This is a genomic window from Bradyrhizobium aeschynomenes, assembly GCF_013178945.1.
GTDB classification, from domain to species: domain Bacteria; phylum Pseudomonadota; class Alphaproteobacteria; order Rhizobiales; family Xanthobacteraceae; genus Bradyrhizobium; species Bradyrhizobium aeschynomenes.
In genome coordinates, this window is sequence record NZ_JABFDM010000002.1 from 867,031 (window position 1) to 879,994 (window position 12,964).

The 12,964-nt window shown below is 65.3% G+C and carries 9 protein-coding genes; 7 read left to right on the forward strand and 2 right to left on the reverse strand.

Annotation, left to right across the window (positions count from 1 at the left end; all coding sequences use genetic code 11):
• Positions 1 to 207 precede the first annotated feature (207 nt).
• Positions 208 to 1,440 (reverse strand): acetyl-CoA C-acetyltransferase, encoded by a 1,233-nt coding sequence (locus tag HL666_RS08525; RefSeq protein WP_172180833.1) that lies wholly within the window; start codon positions 1,438 to 1,440, stop codon positions 208 to 210.
• A gap of 585 nt (positions 1,441 to 2,025) precedes the next feature.
• Here HL666_RS08525 and HL666_RS08530 point away from each other — a divergent pair.
• The 3 genes from HL666_RS08530 (at position 2,026) to HL666_RS08540 (ending at position 5,519) form a co-directional block, all read left to right on the forward strand.
• On the forward strand, positions 2,026 to 2,994 hold the full coding sequence (locus HL666_RS08530; RefSeq protein WP_172180835.1) for an amidohydrolase family protein: 969 nt from the start codon (positions 2,026 to 2,028) through the stop codon (positions 2,992 to 2,994).
• Positions 2,995 to 3,040: 46 nt separating this feature from the next.
• Positions 3,041 to 4,354 carry a C4-dicarboxylate transporter DctA gene (dctA, locus tag HL666_RS08535; RefSeq protein WP_172180837.1) on the forward strand — a complete coding sequence of 438 codons (1,314 nt, stop codon included), beginning with the start codon at positions 3,041 to 3,043 and terminating at the stop codon, positions 4,352 to 4,354.
• Between the two features lie 247 nt (positions 4,355 to 4,601).
• Positions 4,602 to 5,519, forward strand: coding sequence for a PepSY domain-containing protein (locus tag HL666_RS08540; RefSeq protein WP_172180838.1), 918 nt, complete (start codon positions 4,602 to 4,604; stop codon positions 5,517 to 5,519).
• Here the strand turns inward: HL666_RS08540 and HL666_RS08545 are convergent, their stop codons facing one another.
• The gene (locus tag HL666_RS08545) at positions 5,520 to 6,248 is read right to left on the reverse strand and encodes a TetR/AcrR family transcriptional regulator (protein ID WP_172180840.1); all 729 of its coding nucleotides are present in this window, start codon (positions 6,246 to 6,248) and stop codon (positions 5,520 to 5,522) included.
• An 84-nt stretch (positions 6,249 to 6,332) separates the two neighbouring features.
• On the opposite strand from HL666_RS08545, the gene HL666_RS08550 reads away from it, so the two are divergent.
• The 4 genes from HL666_RS08550 to HL666_RS08565 all read left to right on the forward strand — a co-directional run bounded on the left by HL666_RS08550 (position 6,333) and on the right by HL666_RS08565 (position 12,938).
• Entirely contained in the window at positions 6,333 to 7,913 is a 1,581-nt protein-coding gene (locus HL666_RS08550) for an efflux transporter outer membrane subunit (protein ID WP_172180842.1), read from the forward strand.
• The gene (locus HL666_RS08555; RefSeq protein WP_246739201.1) at positions 7,913 to 9,028 is read left to right on the forward strand and encodes an efflux RND transporter periplasmic adaptor subunit; all 1,116 of its coding nucleotides are present in this window, start codon (positions 7,913 to 7,915) and stop codon (positions 9,026 to 9,028) included. Before HL666_RS08550 ends, HL666_RS08555 begins: the two co-directional genes overlap by 1 nt.
• Positions 9,029 to 9,054: 26 nt before the next feature.
• Positions 9,055 to 12,132 carry an efflux RND transporter permease subunit gene (locus HL666_RS08560; protein WP_172180844.1) on the forward strand — a complete coding sequence of 1,026 codons (3,078 nt, stop codon included), beginning with the start codon at positions 9,055 to 9,057 and terminating at the stop codon, positions 12,130 to 12,132.
• 113 nt (positions 12,133 to 12,245) lie between these two features.
• Positions 12,246 to 12,938, forward strand: coding sequence for a PadR family transcriptional regulator (locus tag HL666_RS08565; protein WP_172134085.1), 693 nt, complete (start codon positions 12,246 to 12,248; stop codon positions 12,936 to 12,938).
• The last annotated feature ends 26 nt before the right edge of the window (positions 12,939 to 12,964 follow it).

A 12,964-nucleotide genomic window follows, 5' to 3' on the forward strand; every position in this document is an offset into this window, starting at 1 on the left:
GCGGAACAAGCGCGAATTCCTTTCCAGTCGAAACGTGGTTGACCGGTCCGGAAAGTGGAACCGCCACGGCCCACCCAGGAGGAGCGAGACATCAACGGTGCCGAGCGGCGAAAGTCGCAAACTCCAGAATGTCAGCGCCCGCTGCGGAGCGGTCGCAGCGGGCGCACGGACTGCAAGATGAGATCAGGCAAGATGAGACCAGCCGGTTCACACCCGCTCGATGATGATCGCCGGGGCCATGCCGCCGGCCGCGCACATCGTGACCAGGCCGCGCTTGAGATCACGCCGCTCCAATTCGTCCAGCAAGGTGCCGATCAGGATCGAACCGGTGGCGCCGATCGGATGTCCCAGCGCGATCGAGCCGCCGTTCACATTGACCTTGGCGCGATCGAGCTTGAGATCACGGATGTACTTCTCGGCCACGACCGCGAACGCCTCGTTGATCTCGAACAGGTCGATGTCGTCCAGCGTGAGCCCGGCCTTGGCCAGCACCTTGCGGGTCGCCGGCACCGGCGCGTTCAGCATCAGCGTCGGGTCATCGCCCATATTGGCCATCGCCACGACGCGCGCGCGAGGCTTCAGGCCGTGCGCCTTGGCGTAGGATGGCGATGCCAGGAGGATCGCAGCCGAGCCGTCGACCACGCCGGAGGAATTGCCAGCGTGGTGCACGAACGCGATCTCGAGGCCGGGATAGCGCTGCAGGATCAGACCCCGATAGGTGGTGCCCTTGTCGTCGAGCGCATAATCGGCGACCGCCGGGAACGCCGGCTTCAGCCCGGCCAGCGCCTCGGCGGTGGTCTGCGGCCGCGGATACTCCTCGTGATCGAGCGCCAGGCTGCCGTCGTCGCGATGGACCGGCACCAGGCTCTTGTTGAAATGCCCGGCCTGGATCGCCGCCGCCGCACGCTTCTGGCTCTCCAGCCCGAGAGCGTCGACGTCGGCGCGGGTGATGCCTTCCATGGTGGCGATGGCATCGGCGCAGACGCCCTGATGCGACTGCGGATGCAGCGCGCGCAGATGCAGATTGCCGGCATCCATCATCAGCGGTCCCTCGCCGCGCCGGCCCTCCATCGACATCATCTCGCAGCCGCCGGCGATGACGAGATCCTCTTGGCCCGCCATGATCGAGCTTGCTGCGATGTTGACGCTGGTGATGCCGGAGCCGCAGAAGCGGTCGAGCGTGACGCCGGAGGCGCGGATGTCGTAGCCGGCATCGAGTGCCGACATGCGGCCGAGGTCGCCGCTCTGCGGCCCGCGCTGCGACGAGCAGCCCCAGATGATGTCGTCGACATCGGCGGTGTTGATGCCGGTCCGGTCGGCCAGCGCGCGCAGCACGGTGGCGCCGAGGTGCTGGGGATGCAGCCCGGCGAGCGCGCCCTTGCCCGCCTTGCCGATGCCGCGCGGGGTCCTGCAAGCGTCGATGATGAGCGCGTCGACCATGGTGTTTCCTTTGCCCGATGTTGCCGTTGGTTTGGCCGCCGCACAGCGCCGGCACGACGGCCTTTGTGATCGCATAGCATTGCGCGTGCGGTCCCCACAACGCCGCTTCAAGCTGCCGGCGCATGACCAGAACGCACACCATGGCGTTGATGCAACTTGCCTTTCCGCCGCGCGAACAATCCAGCGGCGCTGCGCGATGGAAGCCCGTTCTGGCAGATTGGTCGAAGCGCCGCCTGCGCTCGCGCGCATGCGCTGCAATGCACCTCGAGCCGCCGTGCCCGCCGCCTCGCCAATCTGGCTACAGAGCATTGTCCAACCAAGAGAACTGACCGTTCGCCCAATGCTTCTTGTCATGCTCCGAAGGCTGCCAGATCTTCGCGCCTGGAACGGATCGGATCAACGTGATCGGCCGCTGCAAACACCGACGCCATAAGGCGCCGGATCGGGAGGACGCCATGATCACGACGTCACGTTGCAAGGCTGCCTGATCTCTAAGCGGCAGCGCGAAGATAGTGAACACGAAAGCGGCCGGCAGCAGGCGACGTCTGCCCGTGACGTCGATGATTTCTGGGGAAGGACACTGCAATGTTGCGACGAGATCTGCTGGCCACCATGGCCGGACTGGGTACGGCCACCGTGCTCGGCACGGTCCCCGCGCCACTTGCTGCCGAGGAGGCCAAGATCCCCACCATTGCGGGCCCCGATCCTGCCACCAAAACCCCGAGCTTCAAGGCGCCGCCGGGCAGCGTCGACACCCACACCCACATCTTCGGGCCGGCATCGACCTACCCGTTCTCGCCGACCCGTCCCTACACCCCGCCCGACGCGTCGCTGGAGATGTTCCGAGCGCTGCATGCGAAGATTGGGGTCGAGCGCGCGGTCATCGTCAATGCTACGGTCCACGGCACCGACAATCGCGTCGTCACCGACGCGATTGCGCAGAGCAACGGCAATTACAAGGGCGTCGCCAACATCAAAGCGGCGATGTCGGACGCCGACCTTGCAGCGCTCGGCAAGGCCGGCATCTGCGCCTGTCGGTTTGCCTTCCTGCGCCGGCTCGGCGGGGTTGGTGACATGAAGGTGTTTCGCACGCTGGTCGACCGTGTCGCGGCGATCGGCTGGCATGTCGACATCTACCTCGAGGCCGGCACGATCCAGGAGTTCGTGCCGATCCTGAAGGCGCTGCCGGTGACGTATGTGATCGACCACATGGGTACGATCAGCGCCGCGAAAGGCATCGACGACGCGGAGTTCAAGGCGCTGCTCGACCTGCAGGCCGGCGACGACAGGTGCTGGGTCAAGATCACCGGTCCGGAGCGCGCTTCCGCCGGTGCGCCGTTCCACGACGCCGTGCCGTTCGCCCGGAAGCTGATCGACAACGCGCCGGATCGCGTCATCTGGGGCACCGACTGGCCGCACCCGAACGTCAAGATCATGCCCAATGACGGTGATCTGGTCGATCTGATCCCGCTGTACGCCCCGGACGCCGCCGTTCAGCGAAAGCTGCTTGTCAGCAATCCCGAACGGCTGTTCAAGTTCGAGCCCAGGAGCTGAGTCACAACCGGCTCGAGCTTCAAGCCCCTCATCGACAGGACCGATCATGACTGCCACGACCCTCGCCGCCGACAGCAAAGCAGGCAGCCGCCGCGCCTGGTGGAAGGAGCTGTGGGTCCAGGTCATGATCGCGATGGCTGCGGGCATCGTGCTCGGCGCGGTGAAGCCGGATCTCGGCGCGCAGATGCAGCCGCTCGGCGATGCCTTCATCAAGGCGATCCGGATGCTGATCGCGCCGATCATCTTCTGCACGGTGGTGAACGGCATCGCCCACATGGCGGACATGGCCAAGGTGGGCCGCGTCGCGATCAAGGCGCTGGTCTATTTCGAGGTGATCACGACGCTCGCGCTGATCATCGGACTCGCCGCAGTCAATCTCTTCCAGCCCGGCGCCGGGATGAACATCGACCCGGCCACGATCAACTCCGCGGTCATCGAGCCCTACGTCAAGCAGACCGCGGCCGTCGGCCTGGTGCCGTTCCTGCTCAACATCATCCCGCAAACCTTCGTAGGCGCGTTCGCGGAGGGCAACATCCTGCAGGTGCTGTTCATCTCGGTCATGTCAGGCTTTGCGTTGATCTGGCTCGGTGATCGCGCCAAACCGGTGACCGACGTGATCGAGGTCGCCGGACAGATGATCTTCGGCGTGGTCAGGATCGTGATGTGGGCAGCGCCGCTCGGCGCCTTCGGCGCCATTGCGTTTACCGTCGGCAAGTTCGGCATCGGCTCGCTGGCGAAGCTCGGCCTGCTGCTCGGCAGCTTCTATCTGACCTGCCTGATCTTCATCGCCGGGGTGCTCGGTCCCATCGCCGCCTTCACCGGCTTCAGCCTCTGGAAGCTGATCCGCTACCTCCGCGACGAGGTGCTGGTCTGCATCGCGACCACGTCGTCCGAGACGGTCTTGCCGCGGATGCTGGCCAAGATGGAGGCCGCAGGCTGTGAGCGCAGCATCGTCGGGCTGGTGATCCCGACCGGCTATTCGTTCAATCTGGACGGCACCTGCCTCTACCTCGCCACTGCCGCGGTCTTCCTGGCGCAGGCCACCAACACCCAGTTGGACATCGGTCATCAGATCGGGCTGCTGCTGATCCTGCTGGTGACATCCAAAGGTGCGGCGGGCATCGCCGGCGCCGCCTTCGTCGTGCTGGCCGCAACGCTCGCGGCCACCGGCACCATCCCCGTCGCCAGCGTCGCGCTGGTGCTCGGCATTCATCGCCTGATGTCGCAGGGGCTGACGCCGACCAACCTGATCGGCAACGCAGTGGCGACCATCGTGATCGCACGGTGGGAGAACGCGCTGGATACGACGCGCCTGAAGCAGGTGCTCGATGGCGACGAGACGGCAATTGTTGCAAATTGAAATCATCGGCGCGGGCACGACTCCGCTCTTGCCGCATTGACGCCGGTCAAATGGCGCATGACCTAAAATTAATAGTTCTGTTCTTCGTTCGACCGGCACGCTCAGCTAATAAGTAGCGGCGAAGCGGCGGATGCAGATTGCACCGCCGCTCGGCGAGAAACGATCGGACATGGTCAATGAGCGCACGCCCGGGGACAACAGTCCCGACGCATCACGCCGTGTGCCGGACGATCATTCGGAGACGATCATGAACAAACAGCTGCTGCTCAAACTTCACCGCTGGATCAGCCTGGCCTTCGCGCTACCGCTGCTCGTGATCATCGTCACCGGCCTGATCCTCTCCTTCGAACCGATCGCCCAGGTCGCGGCAGTGAAGCCCGGCAGTGTCGATCCGGCGCGCGTCGTCGCGCTGATCAAGCAATATGATCCGGAAGGCAAGGCACGTGGCATCTCCATCAATCCGGCGACGCAGCATCTGACCCTGCAGGGTCGGCCCGGCACCGAGCTCGACATGACCACCGGAGCGGTGGCAGACAAGCCCGTCACGGGAAGCGTGTTTCAGTGGGCCCGCATGACGCATGAGCACCTGATCGGGATCGAGGGCCTCACGACGATCTCCACCATCGGCATGATCGTCATCATGATCATCGGCATCCTGATGGGGCTGCCGCGGCTGCGCAACACGCTCTCCGGCTGGCACAAGGGCGCGGCGTGGTTCACCCTGCCGCTGATCCTGCTGAGCCCGCTGACCGGGCTCCTGCTCGATCCCAGCAACAGCTTCTTCAGCACGCCGCCGGCGGCGACCAAGCGCGTCACCTTGCCGGATGCGGTGAGCATCGTCGCGAAGGATCATGATCTCGCGACCGTCAACATGATCGGCAATCGCGGCGGGCGGATGTTGGCGCGGATCATCGAAGGTGACGAGTTGCGCGCGTACGCCGTGGCCGCGGACGGCCTCTCTGCGCTGCCGCGCAACTGGGTGCGGCTGCTGCACGAAGGCAATTGGTCACTGATCGGCAGTGCCGCCAACGTGCTGATCTCGGTCGTGCTGCTCACGCTGCTGATCACCGGCGTGCTGATCTGGACGCAGCGCCGGCTGCGGCGGCCGAAGCGGACGAGAGACACATCGGCCAAGCCGGCCGTCGCGTCATCCGCGATCTCCTGATCACGGCCGCCGGACGGGAGTCCCAAGCGGACGTCGCGCGGCGGAGGTCGAGACGGCGCCCGTCCGCCGCTTTGGTCCCGCTCCTGTCCGTCCATAGGCCGCGATGAACACCTTGATTCCGCCCTCGATCTGGGCGCGGTACACGGCCTCGCTCGGCGCCTTCATGGACAGCGCCCATGTCAGCGGCAGCCGGCCCTGGATCAAGGTGAGGAATTGCATGGCGGCGAGCCTGGCATTGGGGACATCGATCAGCCCCTGCGCCTCCGCCGCGCGCAGAAATGCCGCGACCTCCGCCTCGCAGCGGTCCGGCCCCGCTGTCATGAACGCTTCGGCAATCGCCGGATAACGCGAGGCGCAGGACATCACGAGCCGGTGCATCGCCAGCCCCCGGCCGTCGAGAAACATCGCCAGGAAGCGGCGTGCGATCTGGCGCAGGTCGCGCTCGAGGTCGATGGGCCGCCCGTCCCGGATCCACAGCTGCTCACCCATGCTTCGGCAATCCGCCTCGACCAAAGCGAGCAGCAGCGCGTCCTTGTCGGCGAAATGACCGTAGACCGTCGCCTTCGACACGCCGGCATGGCGCGCGATCGCATCCACGCTGGTGGTGTCGAAGCCGCCCGCCATGAACAGCGTCCGCGCGCTCGCGAGAATCTGCGCGTGCTTGCGCTCCGTGCGCGCAGAGCCTGCGACTGCAGGTGATGGCGCTGCATGCGAAGAAGATGTGACCATGCTTCTCCCTATCATCAACGTGACTTGACTCAAGCCTGACACGCGCCGCATGTTCCCTCAAGAAGAACGAAACGGTTTAGTTTTATGAAGAATCATGTCCGGATGTTTCAGGTCTTGCGGGGGCCTATCCTGAGACGTGGCGCAGCTTCTGCGCCGCTCGGCGTCGTCGGCTGTAGTGTGCTGCTTGCATCCTGCGCCATGGGGCCCGACTTCATGCCCCCCGATGCGCCGGCCGCGACCGGCTACGTCGCCGAGCGGCGCCTCGCAGCAACGGCGAGCGCCACCACGCCCGGCGGCAATGCGCAGAGCTTCGCTCCCGGAAGCGACCTGCCCGGCACATGGTGGGCGCTGTTTCATTCCCGGCAGATCAACGCCTTCGTCGAGGAGGCGATTCGCAACCACCCGGATGTCGAGGCCGCTCAGTTCGCGCTGCGCGCCGCACGCGAGAATGCGCTCTCGCAACAGGGCGCGCTGTTTCCGCAAGTCAGCGCGAGCGGATCGGCCGAGCGCACGCAGGCGTCCAGCACGCAGCAGGGGCAATGGCCCGGCCAGACCTCGCTCTACACGCTCTACGGTGCCTCGGTGAGCGTCAGCTATGCGCTTGATTTATGGGGCGGGACGCGACGCCAGGTCGAGGCGCTGCAGGCGCAGGCCGACTACCAGGCATTCAAGATGGAGGCGACCTATCTGGCGCTGACCGCCAATGTCGTCACGGCTGTAATCACCGACGCCTCGCTGCGCGACCAGATCGCGGCGACGGAAGAGATCATCAAGGCCGAGACCGATCAGCTCGGCCGCATCCAGCGTCAGTTCGATGTCGGCGCCATCTCCAAATCCGACGTGCTGTCCCAGGAGGCGACCCTGGCGCAGGCCAAGGCCACCTTGGCGCCGCTGCAGAAGCAGCTGGCGCAGCAGCGCAACCAGCTGATGGCCTATCTCGGCCGGCTGCCGAACCAGGACCGCGGCGAGCACGTGACGTTGGCGGAGCTGAAGCTGCCGCGCAAGCTGCCGGTGTCGCTGCCCTCCTCGCTCGTACGTCAACGTCCGGACATAAGGCAGGCCGAGGCGACCTTGCACCAGGCCACCGCAACGGTCGGCGTCGGCATTGCCAATCTGCTGCCGCAGCTGACCTTGTCGGGCAGCTACGGCGCGAGCGGATCGGAACGGCTGTTCTCGCCGACGACGATCGTGTGGGACGCAGCCTCCAGCGTCAGCCAGAAGCTGATCGACGGCGGCGCGCTCTATCACACCAAGGAGGCCAATGTCGCGACATTCGAGCAGGACCTATCGCTGTACAAGAGCACGGTCATCACTGCGTTCCAGAACGTCTCCGATTCGCTGCGCGCCATCCAGTACGACGCCGAGGCCTTGAAGGCGCAGGCGGCCGCCGAGAAGGCCACCGCCGACAGCCTCGCCATGGCGATCGAGCAGTTCAAGAGCGGAGCCGTGCCCTACGCCAACGTCATCACCGCGCAGCAATCCTATCTCAACGCGCGCGTCTCCCGCATCAAGTCGCAAGCCACGCGCTTTACCGACACCGCGGCCTTGTTCCAGGCGCTCGGCGGCGGCTGGTGGAATCGCCAGGACGAAACCCCGGCCGCGCTGCCGCGTGCCAATCCCGGCTATTTCGCCGGCCCCAATCGCACGACCCAGGAAGCAATGTAATGAAAAAGCGCATGACGATCATGCTCGCCGCGATGGCCGTTCTGTTCGGCGGTCTCTACGGCTTTCAGACCTTCAAGGGCATCATGATCGCCAAGGCCATCGGCGCCATGGCGAACCCGCCGCAGACGGTTTCGACAGTGGTCGCGCAGAGCGCACCCTGGCGCACCGGCCTCACCGCAATCGGCTCGCTGCGCGCCGTCAACGGCGCCGATCTGGCGCTGCAGGCCGCAGGCATCGTTCAGAGCATCCAGTTCAACTCCGGCGACACGGTCGAAGCGGGCCAGCAATTGCTGCAGCTCGTTGCGACCGATGACGTCGCCAAGCTGCAGTCACTGCAGGCAACGGCGGAGAACTATGCCATCGTCGTCAAGCGCGACGAGGAGCAGATCAAGTTCAATGCGGTGAGCCAGGCGACCCTCGACACCGACCGCGCCAATCTGAAGAACGCGCAGGCCCTGGTGGCGCAGCAGAAGGCGATCGTCGAGCAGAAGACGTTGAAGGCCCCCTTCGCTGGCCGGCTCGGAATCCGCGCCGTCGATCTCGGCCAGTTCCTCAGTGCTGGCACGTCAATCGTGACGTTGCAGAGTCTCGATCCGATCTTCGTCGACTTCTATCTGCCGCAGCAATCGCTCGCCGACATCCGCATCGGCCAGAACGTCGACGTCGTCGTCGATGCGTTTCCCGGCGAACGCTTCACCGGGCAGATCTCGGCGATCAACGCCAAGGTCGATTCCTCGAGCCGCAACGTTCAGGTCCGCGCCACCCTGCACAACGAGTCCGCGCGGCTGCTGCCGGGCATGTTCGCCAAGGTCGAGATCGCGATCGGCAAGCCCGAGCAGCTCGTCAACGTTCCGTTGACGGCCGTTGTCAGCAATCCCTATGGCGACCTCGTCTACGTCGTCGACGATCTCAAGGACGGTCAGGGCAAGGCGCGGCAGATGTTCGTCAAGAGCAAGCCGGCAAAGGGCGACCGGATCGCGATCACCGACGGCGTCAAGCCGGGCGAGACGGTGGTGATCGCGGGGCAGATCAAGCTGCGCAACGGCAGCCCGGTCAAGGTCGACAATTCGCACGTGCCGGTCGCCGAAGCCGCGCCTGATGTCGTCGATCAATAGACCCGTCCAGCCCTGAGCCATCATCCATGCGATTCACAGACATCTTCATCCGCCGGCCGGTGCTGGCGCTCGTGGTCAGCGCGCTGATCCTCGTGCTCGGCCTGCGCTCGATGACGACGCTCGCGATCCTGCAATACCCACGAACGCAGAACGCGATCGTCACGGTGAGCACAGCGTATGCCGGCGCCGACAGCGACATCATCGCCGGCTTCATCACGACGCCGCTGGAGAACGCGATCGCCCAGGCCAACGGCATCGACTACATGACCTCGACCAGCGTCACCGGCAGCAGCACGATCACGGTAAACCTGCGGCTCAACTACGATTCCGGCAAGGCGATGACCGAGATCAACGCCAAGGTGAACTCGGTGCTGAACCAGCTGCCGACCGGCACGCAGCAGCCGACCCTGACCTTGAAGGTCGGCCAGACCATCGATGCGATGTATATCGGCTTCGCCAGCGACGTGCTGGCGCCGAACCAGATCACCGATTATCTCACGCGCGTGGTGCAGCCGAAGCTGCAGGCCGTGTCCGGCGTGCAGACGGCAGAGCTGCTCGGCGCCAAGAAATTCGCGCTGCGCGCCTGGCTCGATCCCGACAAGCTCGCCGCCTACGGCCTGACAGCGACCGACGTCTCGACGGCGCTGTCGGGCAACGACTACATCTCCGGGCTCGGAACGACGAAGGGCCGCCTGGTGCAGGTCGACCTCGCGGCGGCCACCAATCTCCACTCGCTGGAGCAATACCGCAACCTCGTCGTCAAGCAGGTCAACGGCGCCATCATCCGCTTGCGCGATGTCGCGAACGTCACGCTCGGCAACGACGATTACGACAGCGCAACGCGCTTCAACGGCCGCACCGCGGTCTATGTCGGCATCCAGGTGGCGCCGACCGCCAATCTGCTCGACGTCATCAACGGCGTGAAAGCCGTCTATCCGGAGCTCCAACGCCAGCTTCCAAACGGCATCAGCAGCGAGATCCTGTACGACTCCACCGACTTCGTAAACTCGTCGATCGAGGAGGTGATCCATACGCTTGTCGAGGCCATCGGCATCGTGATCGTCGTCGTATTCATGTTCCTGGGGTCGTGGCGCTCGGTGCTGATCCCGGTGATCGCGATTCCACTGTCGCTCATCGGCACCTTCGGCCTGATGCTGCTGATGGGCTTCTCGATCAACCTGCTGACCCTGCTCGCGCTGGTGCTCGCGATCGGCCTCGTCGTCGACGACGCCATCATCGTCGTCGAGGCGGTCCATCGCTTGATCGACGAGGGCGTCTCGCCGGTCGAGGCCGCGATCCAGTCGGCGCGGGCACTGGCGAGCCCGATCATCGCGATGACCGTCGTGCTGATCGCGGTTTATGTGCCCGTCGGCTTCCAGGGTGGCCTGACCGGCGCGCTGTTCACCGAGTTCGCCTTCACCCTGGCCGGCGCCGTCACGGTCTCGGCGGTGATCGCACTGACGCTGTCGCCGATGAACTGCGCCTGGCTGTTGCGGCGGACCGAGCGCGAGTCGACGACGCTGGAAGCGCGGCTGGTCCGCGCCATCGACCACGTGCTCGAGCGGCTCGCACACGGCTACCGCCGCTCGCTCGAAAGCGTGTTCACGACCAAACCGGTGGTCGTCGTGTTCGCGCTCCTGCTGCTGGCCATGATCCCCTGGCTCTATGTCAGTTCGACCAGCGAGCTCGCGCCGGACGAGGACCAGGGCATCGTGCTGTCGCTGACCAACTCGGCGCCTTCGGCCACGCTCGAGCAGCGCGAGTTCTACGGCCAGCAGCTGTTCGGCCTGATCTCGCAGCGTCCGGAGACCCGCACCGTGTTCCAGATCGACACCCCGACGCAGGCGATCGGCGGCTGGGTCCTGAAGCCCTGGGATCAGCGCAAGGCGACGACCAAGACCCTGCAGCCGGAATTCCAGCAGATGCTGAACGGCATCGCCGGCGCCCGCTCGGTCGCGTTCCAGCCGGCACCGCTGCCGGGCAGCAACGGCCTGCCGATCCAGTTCGTGATCGGCACCACCGGATCGTTCTCCGAGCTCAACGAGGTGTCGCGCGAATTCATGAACAAGGCCCTGGCGAGCGGCAAGTTCATCTTCCTCGACACCGACCTGAAGATCGACAAGCCGCAGACGACCGTCGTGTTCGATCGCGACAAGGCCGGCGATCTCGGCCTCAAGATGAGCGATCTCGGCGGCGCGCTGGCGACGATGCTGGGCGGCAACTATCTGGATTATTTCAGCCTGGAGGGACGCTCCTACAAGGTGATCCCTCAGGTCCGGCAGAACGACCGGCTGACCGACAACCAGCTGCTCGACTACTCGATCCGCACCAGCGGCAATGCCATGGTGCCGCTCTCGACGGTGGCCCGGCTCGAGCACAAGACGATCCCCGAGTCGCTCAACCACTTCCAGCAGATCAACGCCGCGACGATCTCCGGCGTGGCGATGCCCGGCGTGGCGATGGGCGATGCGCTCGCCGCGTTGAAGGAGATCGCGACCTCGCTGCCATCGGGTTATTCGATCGATTATGGCGGCGCCTCGCGGCAGCTGGAGAAGGAATCCGGCGGCTTCGTCATCACCTTCGTGTTCGCGCTGATCATCATCTTCCTGGCGCTCGCCGCGCTGTTCAACAGCTTCGTCGACCCGATCATCATCCTCGTCTCGGTGCCGATGTCGCTGGCCGGCGCGCTGATCTTCATCAGCCTCGGCATCGGCGGCGCCAGCATCAACATCTACACCCAGGTCGGCCTGGTCACCCTGATGGGCCTCGTCAGCAAGCACGGCATCCTGATGGTCGAGGTCGCCAACGAGCTGCGCGAACAGGGCAAGGATCGCACCGAGGCGATCATCGAGGCCGCCACGGTCCGCCTGCGGCCGATCCTGATGACGACGGCGGCGATGGTGCTCGGCGTGATCCCGCTGATCACTGCGAGCGGCGCCGGCGCGGTGTCGCGCTTCAACATGGGGCTCGTGATCGCGACCGGGCTCGCCATCGGCACCCTGTTCACGCTGTTCGTGGTCCCCGTCGCTTATGCGCTGATCGCCCATCGCGGCGCGGGGCACGAGGCGGCGGCACATGGCGGAGAGGCGCCGGCCGTGCCTTGAAAATCTAGTAAGATCAGAGTGTTGATGGCTGAGCCAGGGAGTCACATCGATCAGCATTGACAAACGATACAGCGAAACGATATATCGTTCGTACGAAACGGAGATCATATCGTATGAGACATCATCATTGGACATTCGACCGCTCGCGCTGCGATGACGACCGCCAGGAGCGCGGCTGGGGCCATCGTGGACGTCACCATGGGCATCACGGCTTCGACGAGGCTTCCGACGAGATCCGCATGGGCGGGCGCGGCGGCGGCTTCGGTCCGCGCGGACCAGGCCTGTTCGAACGTGGTCGCCGCGGCGGCCGCGAGGAATTCGGGCGTGGCGGCGGCGGCCGTGTCTTCGGTCCCGGTGACCTGCGTAGCCTGCTGCTGTGGTTGATCGGCGAGAAGCCACGCCATGGCTATGAGCTGATCAAGGCGGTCGAAGAGCTCGTCGGCGGCGCCTATTCGCCGAGCCCCGGCTCGGTCTACCCGATCCTCAGCCTGCTCGAGGACATGGGCCAGATCGAAGCCGCTTCGGCCGAGGGCGGCAAGAAGCTGTTCGCGATCACCGAGGCTGGCCGCCAGGCTCTCAAGGATGACGCTGCGGCCATCGACGGCCTGCTCAGCCGCCTGCGCATCCTGGCTCGTTCGATGGGCGGCATGCGTCCCTCTGAACAGGTGATGCAAGCGGTTCAGACGCTGAAGATGGCGCTCAAGATGCACCGGCGCGGCTGGAGCGACGAGGAGTCGAAGCGCGTCAGCAGCATCCTCACCCGCGCCATCGCCGAGATTGAGGGCGACGACGACGCCGCGACCTGACACTCAGACACTGAAAGGAGCATCGA

Excerpts from the sequence above, each read along its gene's own strand:
- HL666_RS08525 (WP_172180833.1), bottom strand. The coding sequence starts at position 1,440 with ATGGTCGACGCGCTCATCATCGACGCTTGCAGGACCCCGCGCGGCATC.
- HL666_RS08530 (WP_172180835.1), top strand. The coding sequence starts at position 2,026 with ATGTTGCGACGAGATCTGCTGGCCACCATGGCCGGACTGGGTACGGCC.
- dctA (WP_172180837.1), top strand. The coding sequence starts at position 3,041 with ATGACTGCCACGACCCTCGCCGCCGACAGCAAAGCAGGCAGCCGCCGC.
- HL666_RS08540 (WP_172180838.1), top strand. The coding sequence starts at position 4,602 with ATGAACAAACAGCTGCTGCTCAAACTTCACCGCTGGATCAGCCTGGCC.
- HL666_RS08545 (WP_172180840.1), bottom strand. The coding sequence starts at position 6,248 with ATGGTCACATCTTCTTCGCATGCAGCGCCATCACCTGCAGTCGCAGGC.
- HL666_RS08550 (WP_172180842.1), top strand. The coding sequence starts at position 6,333 with ATGAAGAATCATGTCCGGATGTTTCAGGTCTTGCGGGGGCCTATCCTG.
- HL666_RS08555 (WP_246739201.1), top strand. The coding sequence starts at position 7,913 with ATGAAAAAGCGCATGACGATCATGCTCGCCGCGATGGCCGTTCTGTTC.
- HL666_RS08560 (WP_172180844.1), top strand. The coding sequence starts at position 9,055 with ATGCGATTCACAGACATCTTCATCCGCCGGCCGGTGCTGGCGCTCGTG.
- HL666_RS08565 (WP_172134085.1), top strand. The coding sequence starts at position 12,246 with ATGAGACATCATCATTGGACATTCGACCGCTCGCGCTGCGATGACGAC.